The 12,644-nt window shown below is 60.2% G+C and carries 9 protein-coding genes and 1 pseudogene; 6 read left to right on the top strand and 4 right to left on the bottom strand.

Annotated elements, in window-relative coordinates; translation table 11 throughout:
* Window positions 1–221: 221 nt before the first annotated feature.
* The 3 genes from KVG87_RS18925 to mnmH all read left to right on the top strand — a co-directional run bounded on the left by KVG87_RS18925 (window position 222) and on the right by mnmH (window position 3,641).
* Window positions 222–1,331, top strand: coding sequence for a hypothetical protein (locus KVG87_RS18925; RefSeq protein ID WP_217852030.1), 1,110 nt, complete (start codon window positions 222–224; stop codon window positions 1,329–1,331).
* A gap of 172 nt (window positions 1,332–1,503) precedes the next feature.
* Window positions 1,504–2,538 (top strand): selenide, water dikinase SelD, encoded by a 1,035-nt coding sequence (gene selD / locus KVG87_RS18920; protein ID WP_217852028.1) that lies wholly within the window; start codon window positions 1,504–1,506, stop codon window positions 2,536–2,538.
* A complete protein-coding gene (mnmH, locus tag KVG87_RS18915) occupies window positions 2,538–3,641 on the top strand; it encodes a tRNA 2-selenouridine(34) synthase MnmH (protein ID WP_217852026.1) in 1,104 nt (367 codons plus the stop codon). The genes selD and mnmH overlap by 1 nt, the downstream gene beginning before the upstream one ends.
* Before the next feature lie 134 nt (window positions 3,642–3,775).
* On the opposite strand, the gene KVG87_RS18910 is transcribed toward mnmH, so the two are convergent.
* Window positions 3,776–4,450 (bottom strand): hypothetical protein, encoded by a 675-nt coding sequence (locus tag KVG87_RS18910; RefSeq protein ID WP_024013504.1) that lies wholly within the window; start codon window positions 4,448–4,450, stop codon window positions 3,776–3,778.
* Window positions 4,451–4,732: 282 nt separating this feature from the next.
* Between KVG87_RS18910 and KVG87_RS18905 the strand changes: the two genes are divergently transcribed.
* Entirely contained in the window at window positions 4,733–5,431 is a 699-nt protein-coding gene (locus KVG87_RS18905; RefSeq protein WP_041477217.1) for a glutathione binding-like protein, read from the top strand.
* A 255-nt stretch (window positions 5,432–5,686) separates the two neighbouring features.
* Window positions 5,687–6,661, top strand: a complete 975-nt coding sequence (hemB, locus tag KVG87_RS18900; RefSeq protein ID WP_016775388.1) for a porphobilinogen synthase — start codon at window positions 5,687–5,689, stop codon at window positions 6,659–6,661.
* Window positions 6,662–6,757: 96 nt separating this feature from the next.
* Here hemB and KVG87_RS18895 read toward each other — a convergent pair whose 3' ends face one another.
* The 3 genes and pseudogenes from KVG87_RS18895 to KVG87_RS18885 form a co-directional block, all read right to left on the bottom strand.
* Window positions 6,758–7,201, bottom strand: a complete 444-nt coding sequence (locus tag KVG87_RS18895; RefSeq protein ID WP_217852024.1) for a hypothetical protein — start codon at window positions 7,199–7,201, stop codon at window positions 6,758–6,760.
* Between the two features lie 122 nt (window positions 7,202–7,323).
* Window positions 7,324–8,851 (bottom strand): annotated as a pseudogene (locus tag KVG87_RS18890) (FAD-dependent oxidoreductase).
* A 202-nt stretch (window positions 8,852–9,053) separates the two neighbouring features.
* Window positions 9,054–11,258 carry a TonB-dependent receptor gene (locus tag KVG87_RS18885; protein WP_217852022.1) on the bottom strand — a complete coding sequence of 735 codons (2,205 nt, stop codon included), beginning with the start codon at window positions 11,256–11,258 and terminating at the stop codon, window positions 9,054–9,056.
* A 266-nt stretch (window positions 11,259–11,524) separates the two neighbouring features.
* Here KVG87_RS18885 and KVG87_RS18880 point away from each other — a divergent pair, with 266 nt between their 5' ends.
* Complete coding sequence (locus KVG87_RS18880) at window positions 11,525–12,607, top strand: DUF1615 domain-containing protein (RefSeq protein WP_217852020.1); 1,083 nt, start codon at window positions 11,525–11,527, stop codon at window positions 12,605–12,607.
* Window positions 12,608–12,644 lie beyond the last annotated feature (37 nt).

Raw genomic sequence — 12,644 nt, 5'->3', positions numbered from 1 at the left:
TTTTGTGACCAGAGGGAGGGAGGTTTTTTGCCTGTTTGAGCGCCTTCGCGAGCAGGCTCGCTCCCACAGGGGACCGCGCTGGATGCGGATGTTTCGGTTGATCTTGGCCGAGGTGGGAGACCCTCGGGGTGGCGGCCATTTCTCAGTTGTTGCTACCGGGTCGGTCAAGGAAAACCCGATGGTTCTGCTGGTAGAAACTCAATACCTCGAATGGGCCGACCATGCTGAATAATCACAATGAGCCTCTTGTTGATGCGCAAAGTGAGGTGATCAGAAAAGCGGGCGATGTAGAGCCGTTTCCAAGCGGAAAGATCACCTATCTCGCACCGTTGCCACTGCCCACACCGATGCCCCCTTATGGCCCACATATCGGTGAGCTCAACGATGTTTACATGGACTTCGGATTAGGCCAGCCGCAAGTTTTCATGTGGCAAATGACGTTGGGAGGGCCATTTGCTACGTCGTTCTCGGTGCTTTTTTTATTCCCAGTTATTACTGGGTTTTTGGGGATTATTTTCGGCTATGGTCAAGAAGCCATATGGGCGTCAATGCTTGCCATCTTCGAAGAGGCTTGCGAGAACACTGTATTTACCGGGCCTTTTACGCTGTTCATCGGCCTAGGCGTCTGGCACCACTTCCATAAAAAACGCCTCTCCCTCATTCCAACCCGCTTCAACCGCCAACGCCGCGAAGTCTGCTTCATGCCCGAAGGCGCCATCGAGCCGGTCTTTGTCCCGTGGGAATCGCTGTCCGCGTGGATCATCGAAGCCAAAGGCACCACCCAATTCGGCATCCATCGTCAATATGGCATGGGCATCGGTTTTCATCACGGCGATACCCTCACCAGCCTTGAATTCCAATGCGCCGGCCTGGAGCTCGCGATCAGTCATTGGGAAGCGATTCGCGGTTACATGGAGTACGAAGTCAACGACCTCAAATCAATTCAGGATTTGCAGGATCTGCAAGGCCCGGACGACCCGCCTCACGAAGGCCTGCACACTTTCCGTAACGCCCGCGCGCGGATGCACCAGCAGATCCGTGAAGGCCGCCGCTCGCGGCTGTCGGGATTTTTTTGGTACCTGTATCACGTCATGACTTTATGGACGGTTCCCAACCGTTTGGTCGAATGGGAAGTGCGCCGACTCGAAAGAATCGGCAAACAGGCGCTGCCGGAAGTCATGCGTGCCTGGTCCGAGCCGCTGCCGAAAGAGCAATGGGCCAAGCCCAGCGAAGAGTTGCTGCGGCTGAGTGAACAAGTGCGGCGTATGCACAAGCGCCAGCCGCATCGGCCGATTACGCAGATTTTCGCTGAGGTTGGCAGGCGGGGCTGACTGGACGGTGCAGGCAGGTTCGATTGCTTTCGCGAGCGGGCTAGCTCCCACTGGAGACCACCGTACAAATGTGGGAGCGAGTCTGCTCGCGAAGGGGCCGCTCGGTCAGCACAAAAATCTGCGCTCTCGCGCTCTGCTAGAATCCGCCCCATTCATTGCCAGAGACTCTCCCATGAGCGAGCCGATTCGTCTGACCCAATACAGCCATGGCGCCGGTTGTGGCTGCAAGATTTCCCCACAGGTGCTGGAAGTGATCCTCGCCGGCAGCGGCGCACAGAACCTCGATCCGAAACTCTGGGTCGGCAACGCCTCGCGTGATGACGCGGCGGTGTATGAGATCGATGCCGAGCGTGGTGTGGTGTCGACCACCGATTTTTTCATGCCGATTGTCGATGACCCGTTCGACTTCGGCCGCATCGCCGCAACCAACGCAATCAGCGACATCTACGCGATGGGTGGCGATCCGTTGATGGCGATCGCGATCCTCGGCTGGCCGGTGAATGTGCTGGCGCCGGAAGTGGCGCGGGAAGTGATTCGTGGCGGTCGCTCGGTGTGCGACGCGGCGGGCATTCCGTTGGCGGGGGGGCATTCGATCGATGCGCCGGAGCCGATCTTCGGCCTCGCCGTCACCGGGCTTGTGGAAAAGCGCCACATGAAACGCAACGACACCGCCACCGCCGGTTGCCTGTTGTACCTGACCAAACCGTTGGGCATCGGCATCCTCACCACCGCCGAAAAGAAGGGCAAGTTGCGCGCCGCCGACGTCGGTGTCGCCCGCGACTGGATGTGCACCCTGAACAAGCCTGGCAGCCGTTTCGGCAAACTCGCTGGAGTCACCGCGATGACTGACGTCACCGGTTTCGGCCTGCTCGGGCACTTGGTGGAAATGGCCGACGGCAGCCAGTTGACCGCGCGCATCGCCTACGACCGCGTGCCGCGCCTGGACAGCGTCGAGTACTACCTCGATCAGGGCTGCGTGCCGGGCGGTACGCTGCGCAACTTCGACAGCTATTCGAGCAAGGTTGGCCGCGTGCAGGAGTTGCACAAACGCGTGCTGTGCGATCCGCAGACCAGCGGCGGTCTGCTGATTGCGGTCACGCCTGAAGGCAATGACGAGTTCCTCGGCGTCGCCGCGAAACTGGGCCTGAACCTTGCGCCGATCGGCGAACTGGTTGAGCGACAGACGAACGCGGTCGAGGTGATTTGATGCTCCGCGACTGCACCGACTACCGCGACATTTTCCTCAACGACCGGCCAATGATGGATGCCCGCGCGCCGGTCGAGTTTCACAAAGGCGCGTTCCCCGGCGTGGTCAATCTGCCGCTGATGAATGATCTGGAACGGCAGAAGATCGGCACCTGCTACAAGCAGCATGGCCAGCAGGCGGCAATCGAGCTGGGCCATCAAATGGTGTCCGGCGCAGTCAAAGCCGAGCGCATCCAGGCCTGGGCCGACTTCGCCCGGGCTCATCCCGATGGTTATCTGTACTGTTTTCGCGGTGGTTTGCGCTCGCAGATCACCCAGCAGTGGCTGCGCGACGAGGCGGGCATCGACTATCCGCGCGTCGGCGGCGGCTACAAGGCGATGCGCAGTTTTTTGATCGACACCCTTGAGCAGGCCATCGCGCAGTGTGATTTCGTTTTGCTCGGCGGCATGACCGGCACCGGCAAGACCGAAGTGCTGGTGCAGTTGCGCAACGGTGTGGATCTGGAAGGCCACGCCAACCATCGCGGCTCCAGTTTCGGCAAACGTGCCACCGGGCAGCCGTCAAACATCGATTTCGAGAATCGCCTGGCCATCGACTTTCTGAAGAAACGCGATGCCGGGATCGAGCAGTTTGTGCTCGAAGACGAGAGCCGTGTGGTCGGCAGTTGCGCCTTGCCGCTGCCGCTGTATCAGGGCATGCAGCAGTACCCGATGGTCTGGCTGGAGGATCGTTTCGAGGATCGTGTCGAGCGGATCCTGCGTGATTACGTCATCGATCTGTCGGCGGAGTTTGCTTCGCTGCACGGCGAAAACGGTTTTGCCTTGTTTTCCGAACGTCTGCTGGAAAGCCTCAACAACGTACAGAAACGCCTCGGCGGTGAGCGCCATTCGCGGATGCTGGCATTGATGGAACAGGCGCTGGCCGAGCAGGGCCGCAGCGGCGCGGTGGACCTGCATCGCGGCTGGATCGAGGGTTTGCTGCGTGAGTATTACGACCCGATGTATGTCTTCCAGCGCGAGAAGAAGGGCGGGCGGATCGAGTTTGCCGGAAAGCGGGGGGCGGTGATCGAGTATTTGCGCGCGAGGGTGAGCCAGAGGGTTTGAAGGCATTATCGCTGGCCCCATCGCGGGCAAGCCCGCTCCCACAGGTACTGTGGGTGTACATGTAATTCATACACACTCTCATACCTGTGGGAGCTGGCTTGCCAGCGATAGGGCCGGGTCAGTCAATACAAAACTCAGGTCGGGCAAGTGTCCTTGCCGTTATCCAGCCCCTGTTTGTAGACATGGCTCTGCAAACTGGCCTTGCCGTTGTGCCACTTCAGGGTCAGCACATACAGCGAATCGAAGTCATCGCCGGCCCAGTCATCGGTGATCTTCTGCCGCTCGCCCACTGCGTTGCCGGCGACCTTATTGATCAGATCCGGCAGATAACCGTGAGACCAGGCGGTGTAGATCGTCGAGTTGTGGTACTTCTCGTCCAGCAGCTCGCGGGCCAGATCGCTGGTGTCGTTGGCGGAGAACTCGATGTTCACCGGCAGGCCGAGCTTGATCGCGGCCGGGCTGATGGTCATCAGCGGACGAATGTAGCTGTAGGAATTATCCAGTTCGCCTTCCTCGACGTTGCGCGTCGGGTTGGCGGCGAACACGTAATCGGCCTTGCCGAATTTTTCCGGCAGCAGCGTCGACAGGTCGATAGCGCGGTTCAGGCCCTGGCAGTTGAGCTGGCCGAGGCCGCCTTCGGGCTTTTCCGCGTGGCGCAGGAACACCAGCGTCTGTGTGCCGTCCGCCGGTTGTGCGCGGCTTTCGCTGGATTCGAGGGACAGAAAAAGCGCGCTGACTGCCAGCAGGGAGGGCAGGGCCACGTACGCGCGATGTTTGAAACGTTTGGCGAAACTCATCAGATTCGTCATCAATTCGAGGGTTCTTCAGCAAAATCGGTTAAGGCTGACAAACCTTGGCACCGCGGGCTCCCAGCACCGGGTGTTTCCCTGTCGTGAACAGCTTCCTCTGCGAGAAAGGCATAACTCTGAGTCCTGTAACGCCGTTTGGTTCGTTCCAGGCCAGTGCGCAGCACTCTAGCGGCAACCTTTGCGGGCATGCAGGCAGGTTAGCGACAGGATGTTACGGTTCGTGTAGGCGCAGCGGCAGGCCTACTTTATGATCGGTTTTCAATTTGTGACTGGATGCTTCCAATGACCGATCTGTCTGCATTCCCGATTACTCAGAAATGGCCGGCGCAGTACCCGGACTGGATTCAGCTCTACTCCCTGCCGACCCCCAACGGCGTCAAAGTGTCGATCATGCTCGAAGAGATTGGCCTGCCGTACGAGCCGCACCGTGTCGGTTTCGACACCAACGACCAGACCTCGGCGGAATTTCTCTCGCTGAACCCGAACAACAAGATCCCGGCGATCCTCGACCCGCATGGCCCGGAAGATAAACCGCTGCCGCTGTTCGAATCCGGCGCGATCCTGATTTATCTGGCCGACAAGAGCGGTCAGTTGCTCGCTCAAGAAGGCGCGCTGCGCTACGAGACCATCCAATGGCTGATGTGGCAGATGGGCGGCATTGGCCCGATGTTCGGCCAGCTCGGTTTCTTCAACAAATTTGCCGGCAAGGATTACGAGGACAAGCGTCCACGCGATCGGTATGTCGAGGAGAGCAAACGCCTGCTGAACGTGCTCAACACCCGCCTCGAAGGCCGCGACTGGATCATGGGCGAGCGTTACACCATCGCTGACATCGCCACGTTCCCGTGGGTGCGCAATCTGCTCGGGTTTTATGAGGCGGGGGATCTGGTCGGGATTGAGAATTTCCCCAATGTCACACGGGTGCTGGAGCGGTTTCTTGCTCGCCCGGCGGTCATTCGTGGCCTGACCATCCCATCCTGACTTTCAGTTGTACACATGCCCCCTGTGGGAGCTGGCTTGCCAGCGATGAAGCCAGCACAGTCAACATCATTGGTGACTGACCTGCCGCCATCGCTGGCAAGCCAGCTCCCACAGGAATTTGAAATGTACATGCAAGATTATTACAAGCCCGGTAACGCTCTCTTGATTGATCCAGGTTTGTCCCGCACCCGCCGCAAGGCATAAGCTTCGCCCCCTACGACTTTCGTCTCATCCGCTGTTTTCAGGAAAGGCCCCATGTCCAGTCAGTTCCCCGAAGCACGTCCCCGCCGTCTGCGCCGCAATGCGAGCCTGCGCAGTCTGTTCCAGGAAACCGAGTTCAGCCTGAACGATCTGGTCCTGCCGATCTTCGTCGAGGAAGACATCGACGACTTCGTGCCGATCACCAGCATGCCCGGCGTGCAGCGCATTCCCGAGCGCAAACTGGCCAGCGAAATCGAGCGCTATGCCCGTGCCGGCATCAAGTCGGTGATGACTTTTGGCGTGTCCCATCATCTCGATGCCAACGGCAGCGACACCTGGCGCGAAGACGGTCTGGTGTCGCGCATGTCGCGCATTGCCAAGGACGCCGTGCCGGAAATGATCGTGATGTCCGACACCTGCTTCTGCGAATACACCGATCACGGCCATTGCGGCGTGATGCACAACCACGAAGTCGACAACGACCAGACTCTGATCAACCTTGGCAAACAAGCCGTAGCGGCCGCCCGCGCCGGGGCTGACGTGATCGCACCGTCGGCAGCAATGGACGGCCAGGTGCGCGCGATTCGCCAGGCGCTCGACGCCGCCGGCTTCACGCAGATTCCGATCATGGCCTACTCGACCAAATTCGCTTCGGCACTCTACGGCCCGTTCCGCGAGGCTGGCGGCAGCGCGCTCAAGGGCGATCGCAAAAGCTATCAGATGAACCCGATGAACCGCCGCGAAGCCCTGCGCGAATCGCTGCTCGATGAGCAGGAAGGTGCCGATGCGCTGATGGTCAAACCGGCCGGCGCCTACCTCGACATCATCCGCGACATCCGCCAGGCCTCGAACCTGCCACTGGCGGCGTATCAGGTCAGCGGCGAATACGCGATGATCAAATTCGGCGCCCAGGCCGGCGCGATCGATGAGGATCGCGTGGTCCGCGAAAGCCTTGGCGCGATCAAGCGTGCCGGGGCGGATCTGATCTTCACTTACTTTGCGATGGATCTGGCGTTGGCGGGGATCTGAGAAAGGAATCGCAACTTGCAGCATTGCCTATATGGAATGGTTGCTCCTTGTAGGCAGAGGCGTCAGGTTGCGATCGTCTCCATGATTCGATTTTTATCAGAAAAGAGCTTTGCTGAGTTTGACACCTAGCGACGCAGTGACATGCAGCGTTGAAGCACCAATTTTGTGTTCGATTGGATCGAAATCAGCTTTGATTACTCCACTGAAACGAGTTTTATTTTCAGAAATCGTTAGATGCAAGATTGATTGATTGGGCGATGCGTACGTCCAACCTGCATGATTTGCAAAGTAGAATGCGGCGTACTGGTAGTAGGTCGAAGGTATTTCATATGTTCCATCTTCCAGATCGCTGAAAATTTGAAATATAAAAGACCTGTCGTTGGCCTCCGTTCTCCCTCGGAACTCATATTTTACCCGCTGGGTTGAACGCAACTCGATCAAAGCAGCATTTAAAGGTTGGTGGTCGGCGACTTCGAACAGTGCGTTTAATGTTCCAGTGACCTCTATGTCTTGCACTTGGTCTGCGGTGGACAGTTCCATCTTGATTGCTCCTTGAAAACGGTAAGCAATGATTAGAGGTGGCGCTGCGCAATGCGTCTACTGTCAGAGTTGACAGGTGTTCAGGTCTTTCCGACGAATGGCTGGCCAACGAAGTGTGAAGGTCACTGAAAAGGACGGATCCCGTGATCGCGGAAGTAGCGTTCGATCACCTTCGGATCGGCGCTGCTATCGGCAATCGCCACATAGGTATCCGGCCGCAACAGATAAAATCCGTTGCGCCCCAATCCCGCCGTTTCAAACGCCGGGCGCCAGTCGAAGACGTGCAGCGGCAAGTGGTGTTCGGCGCACCAGGCGATCATCTCGTCGCTGGTGTCGCCGTACACATGCACCTGCCAGCACGGCTGCCGTAGCGGCTCGAAATTATCTCCTTCGCCATCATGCGCCCACGGCAAGCGGTCGCCGCCGTGCACGTGGCCGGCTTCACCACTGGCTCAGTGGCATGCCGCGATAGTTGAGGGTGACTTGCGAGACCGTGCGAAACAGGAATTCGCGGCTGGCTTCGAACCCGGCCATTTTCGGCAGCAGAAACGGCGCCACACGCATCCGTAGCAGATCGGCCATACGACCCTGCGCGGTGACGAAACTGAAGACCTTGTCGGTGGTGGAGACCAGTCGGCGAGCGAAGGCGATGCGCTCGGTTTCGTAGGTGTCGAGCAGTTTCGGTTCGGCACCACCGCTGAGCACGGCGGCGAGCTTCCAGGCCAGATTGATTGCATCGCCAATGCCCGTGTTCATGCCTTGGCCACCGGCCGGACTGTGTACATGGGCGGCATCGCCGAGCAGAAACGCCCGGCCGTTGCGAAAGTGCTCGGCCACGCGGTGATGCACGCGGTAGGTGGAGAACCAGTGCACGTCTTCGATATGCACTTTCAGGTGTTCGATGGCGCGGCTGCTGACGTCGGCAAATTGCAGGGTTTCGGCACGCTCGGCGCGTTCGTCACGCACCGTGCCGATCAGTCGCGCGCGGCCTTCGCCGGCCAGTGGAAACACCGCGAGAAAATCCGCTTGGTCCAGGTCCAGATGCAACTCGCCATTGAGCGCCGGGCCGCTGGCCGTGATATCGGCGACGTAGAAAATCTGCTGATAGGTGCCGCCGGGGAAGTCGGTGTCGAGGGCTTTGCGCACCACCGAACGGGCGCCGTCGCAACCGGCCAGATAGCAGGCCTGACAAACTTCCTGCCGGCCATCGGGCAGGCGCAGGTGGGCGGTGAGGGTGTCGCCGGTTTCCTCGAAGCTGTCCAGTGCGGTATTGCGCTCCACACTGACGCCGTAATCTTCGAGGCGCTCGAGCAACAGCCGTTCGTGCTCGTCCTGCGGGAAAATCTCGACAAACGCGTAGGGCGTCAGGCCTTCGCCGATGCGCTTGAGGGGCAACTGCGCGACCGGTTTGCCGTTGACCCAGAAATTCGCCGCAGCGACCTGATGGCCGCGACGCACGATGGTGTCGGCGAGGTCGAGTTGGCGATACAGCTCAAGGGTGCGTGCCTGCACGGCCAGAGCGCGGGAAGTGGTGCCTGGCGCCGAGGTCTTGTCGATGATGCGCACGCGCACGCCGAGTTTGCTCAGCCACAGCGCCAGGACCAGACCGGTCGGGCCGGCGCCGATGATCAGCACGTCGCTGCGGTTCATGGGGCTGTCCTCCTGTGGCTGTGCAGCAAGTATGGATCAGGTCGCCAGTTCCGGCCTCTTCGCGAGCAGGCTCGCTCCCACAGGGAACGCATTCCAGTGTGGGAGCGAGCCTGCTCGCGAAGAGGCCGGATCAAGCACCACAAAACCCAAAAAGGCCCCGCAACCATGAAGCTGCGGGGCCTTTTTTACGACGCGATGACGCTTAGAAGTCGATCGTCCCCGACAACTTCGCCACCCGCGGTTCACCCTGGGTCAGGTAACCGCCCTGAGCTGATTCCCAGTATTTCTTGTTCGCCACGTTCTCGACGCCGAACCGCACGGTCACGTCCTTCTCCGACACCTTGAACGCATAGCGCGCGCCCGCGTCGAAGCGGTTCCAGGTCGGCAGGCTGAGGTTGTTCGCCGCGTCGGCGTATTGCCCACCGGTGCGCAGCATCCGCGCATTCAGCGCAACGCCTTGCAGGCCCGGCACGTCCCAATCCACGCCAGCGTTGAACTGGAAGGTCGGCACGCCGATGGCGTGGTTACCGTCGTTGGCGCCGTTGAGGGTGTTTTTCAGTTCGGTGTCCATCAGGGTCAGGCCGCTGATCAGGCGCAGGCCGTCGATCGGCTCGCCGAAGACGTTCATCTCCACGCCTTTGTTGATCTGCTCGCCTTCGCGCACGTAGGTGCAAGTGGTAGCGCTGTTGATTTCGCAGTAGCCGTCGCTTGGCTGTTCGATGCGATAAACGCCCAGGCTCGCGCCGTAGGTGCCCATGTCGACCTTAACGCCCAGCTCGGTCTGCTTGGAGCGCTTCGGTGCGTAAACCTCGTTGCCGTTGGTCACGCGGAAACCGCCAGAGCTGGTCGGCGAAGTCGGCCCTTGGGCCAGGCCTTCGATATGGTTGGCGTAGAACGACACATGCTCCCACGGCTTGAACACGATGCCGTACACCGGCGTGGTGATCGATTCGTCGTAGCTCGACGAACGCGGGCCGCTGCCGTAGCTGGCGTAGCTGTAACCCTGCACCACCAGTTGCTGACGACGCAGACCGGCCGTGACCAGCAGGCGATCATCGAAGAAACCGAGGGTGTCGGAAATTGCCACGCTGCGGTTGAAGGTCTTGCCGACGATGCCCGGATCGTTGAGATCGCCACCGGCGAAGTTGCCTACCGGCGCTGGGGTAGTGATCGGGTGATAGATGTTGTTCGAGTAGCGGGTCAGGTCGAAGTCATAGGCACTGCGCTGCTCGGCCCAGATCCCGGTCAGGCCGAAATTCAGCTTGTGGCTGACCGGGCCAGTGTTGAATTTGCCGTTGAGACCGGCCATGACGCTGGTGTTGTCCTCATCATGCGGTACGAACGAGCCGGTGGTGAACGACGCGCCGCTGTTGCCGACCAGCGTGGTCGAGTTGTACCGGCCGACTTCACGGCTGTGCTTGGCGCCACCGGCGGCGTAGGCAGTCCAGTTGTCATTGAGGTCGTATTCGGCACGGAGCATGCCGAAGGTGTCTTCGATGTCGGTGTAACCCCATTTCGGCGCGTAGTTGGTGTCCGCCGATGGCGCGTCCGGGATGTGCGTGGCGGTGCCGAGGTTGACCGAGCTGCGGCCACCGTTGACGCGTTCCTTCTGATAGGCAAAGTCACCGGACACCCGCAGCGCATCGCCGCGATAATCCAGGCCGATGGCGAACAGTTTCGAGCGCTGGTTCTCGTGATCGATGCCGGTGTCGCCTTCGCGCTGCGACAGGTTGACCCGCGCGCCGAAGCGGTTGTCTTCACCGAAACGCTGGCCAATATCGAAGTGATGACCGATGCGGCCTTCGCTGTTGATGTCGGTGGTGTAACGGCGCAGCGGCACATCGCCCGCGCGTTTGGGTTGCAGGTTGACGCCGCCGCCGATGCCGGAACCGGTCGGGGTTACGCCGTTGATGAAAGCGTTGGGGCCTTTGAACACTTCCACGCGCTCCAGCGCATCGGTGGAAATGATCTGCCGGGGCAATACGCCGTACAGGCCGTTATAGGAAATATCATCGCCATTGAGCGGCAGGCCGCGAATCATGAAGACCTGCGCCTGGTTGGAGAAGCCCGAGGCCTGCCGCACCGAGGAATCGTTGAGCAGTACATCGGCGACGTTTTCCGCCTGCTGATCCTGGATCAGTTGCTCGGTGTAGGACGCCGCGCTGAACGGCACATCCATCATGTCCTGATTGCCGAGCACGCCCAACTGGCCGCCGCGCGCAACCTGACCGCCAGCGTAGACCGGGGGCAGGGCGTTGGGTGCAGGGGCTTGGGCATTGACGTTGACGTCGTCGAGCACCAGTTCTTTGCTGTTGTCTTCAGCAGCGTGAGCGGTGACGGTCAGGGAGCACAGCAGGGCGAGCAAAGTCGGGCGAAATGGAGCGCCGAGTCGAGCTGAAGCGGGCATGTCGGATACCTGGAGGCGAGCGGCCAAAGAAAAATAAGGGCGGCGCGGAACTCCTTGCGCTAATGCGACTCCAGGCGCGAATGATAGGGTTTCGCAGTAACGTTTTGCAATCAGTTTGTCATCCGTAGGAGCTGCCGCAGGCTGCGATCTTTTGATCTTGCTTTTTGCAGATCAAGGTCAACATCAAGATCAAAAGATCGCAGCCTGCGGCAGCTTCTACGGGGGTTGTGTATGGTGTTGAGGCTAATTTGATTGGATGGAGCAACATGCGATTACTCATTACTCTCGGCGCCATGCTGCTGCTCGCCGGTTGCGCCAGCCAGCGCAGCAACGAACCGGCGCCGCGTCCGCCGGCCGAAGTGAAGGCGGAAATTGTTCGGCTGTTGCCGGCAAAAACTGCCGACCGTCAGGGTTGGGCCACGGACATCCACGCCGCGTTCGCCGCGCAAGGCATCAACACCACCACCCAAAATCTGTGTTCGGTACTGGCCGTGGCCGAGCAGGAATCGACTTTCCAGGCTGACCCGACGGTGCCCGGCCTGGGCAAGATCGCCCGCGACGAAATCGACCGCCGCGCCGCCAAGGTGCACATCCCCAGCCTGCTGGTCAGCGGCGCTTTGCAAGTGCGCTCGCCCAACGGCAAGACCTACAGCGAACGCCTGAATGCGGCGCGCAGTGAAAAAGAGCTGAGCGCGATATTCGACGACTTCATCGGCATGGTGCCGATGGGCCGTACGCTGTTCGGCGGCTTCAACCCGGTGCACACCGGCGGGCCGATGCAGGTCAGCATCGAATTCGCCGAGGAGCACGCCAAGGATTACCCGTACCCGGTGGACGGCACGATCCGCCGTGAAGTGTTCAGCCGGCGCGGCGGCATGTATTTCGGCATCGCCCATTTGCTCGGCTATCCGGTGAATTACCGCGAGCCGCTGTATCGCTTCGCCGATTTCAACGCCGGCTGGTACGCCAGTCGCAATGCCGCGTTTCAGAATGCGGTCAGCCGCGCTTCCGGCATCCCGCTGACCCTGGACGGCGACCTGATTCGCTACGACTCGATCATGCCCGGCAGTACCGAACTGGCGGTGCGCACCCTCGGCAAGTCGCTGGGCATGCGCAACCCGACGATTCGCGATCAACTGGAGAAGGGCAAAACCCTGGAATTCGAAGAGAGCAAACTCTATCAGCGCGTGTTCGAACTGGCGGAGCGGGCCGAAGGCAAGGCTTTACCGCGCGCGGTATTGCCGGGGATTGTGCTGCAGAGTCCGAAGATCACCCGCAAACTCACCACTGCCTGGTTCGCCAAGCGCGTGGACGAGCGCTACAAGCGCTGCATGGCCAAGGCCGGATAAAACACGCAGACATAAAAAACCCGGCTGCGGGAGCCGG

It is taken from the genome of Pseudomonas siliginis, assembly GCF_019145195.1.
In the GTDB taxonomy this organism is placed as follows: domain Bacteria; phylum Pseudomonadota; class Gammaproteobacteria; order Pseudomonadales; family Pseudomonadaceae; genus Aquipseudomonas; species Aquipseudomonas siliginis.
The sequence above is the reverse complement of the archived record's forward strand: the minus strand, read 5'-3'. Positions and strand labels throughout refer to the sequence as shown.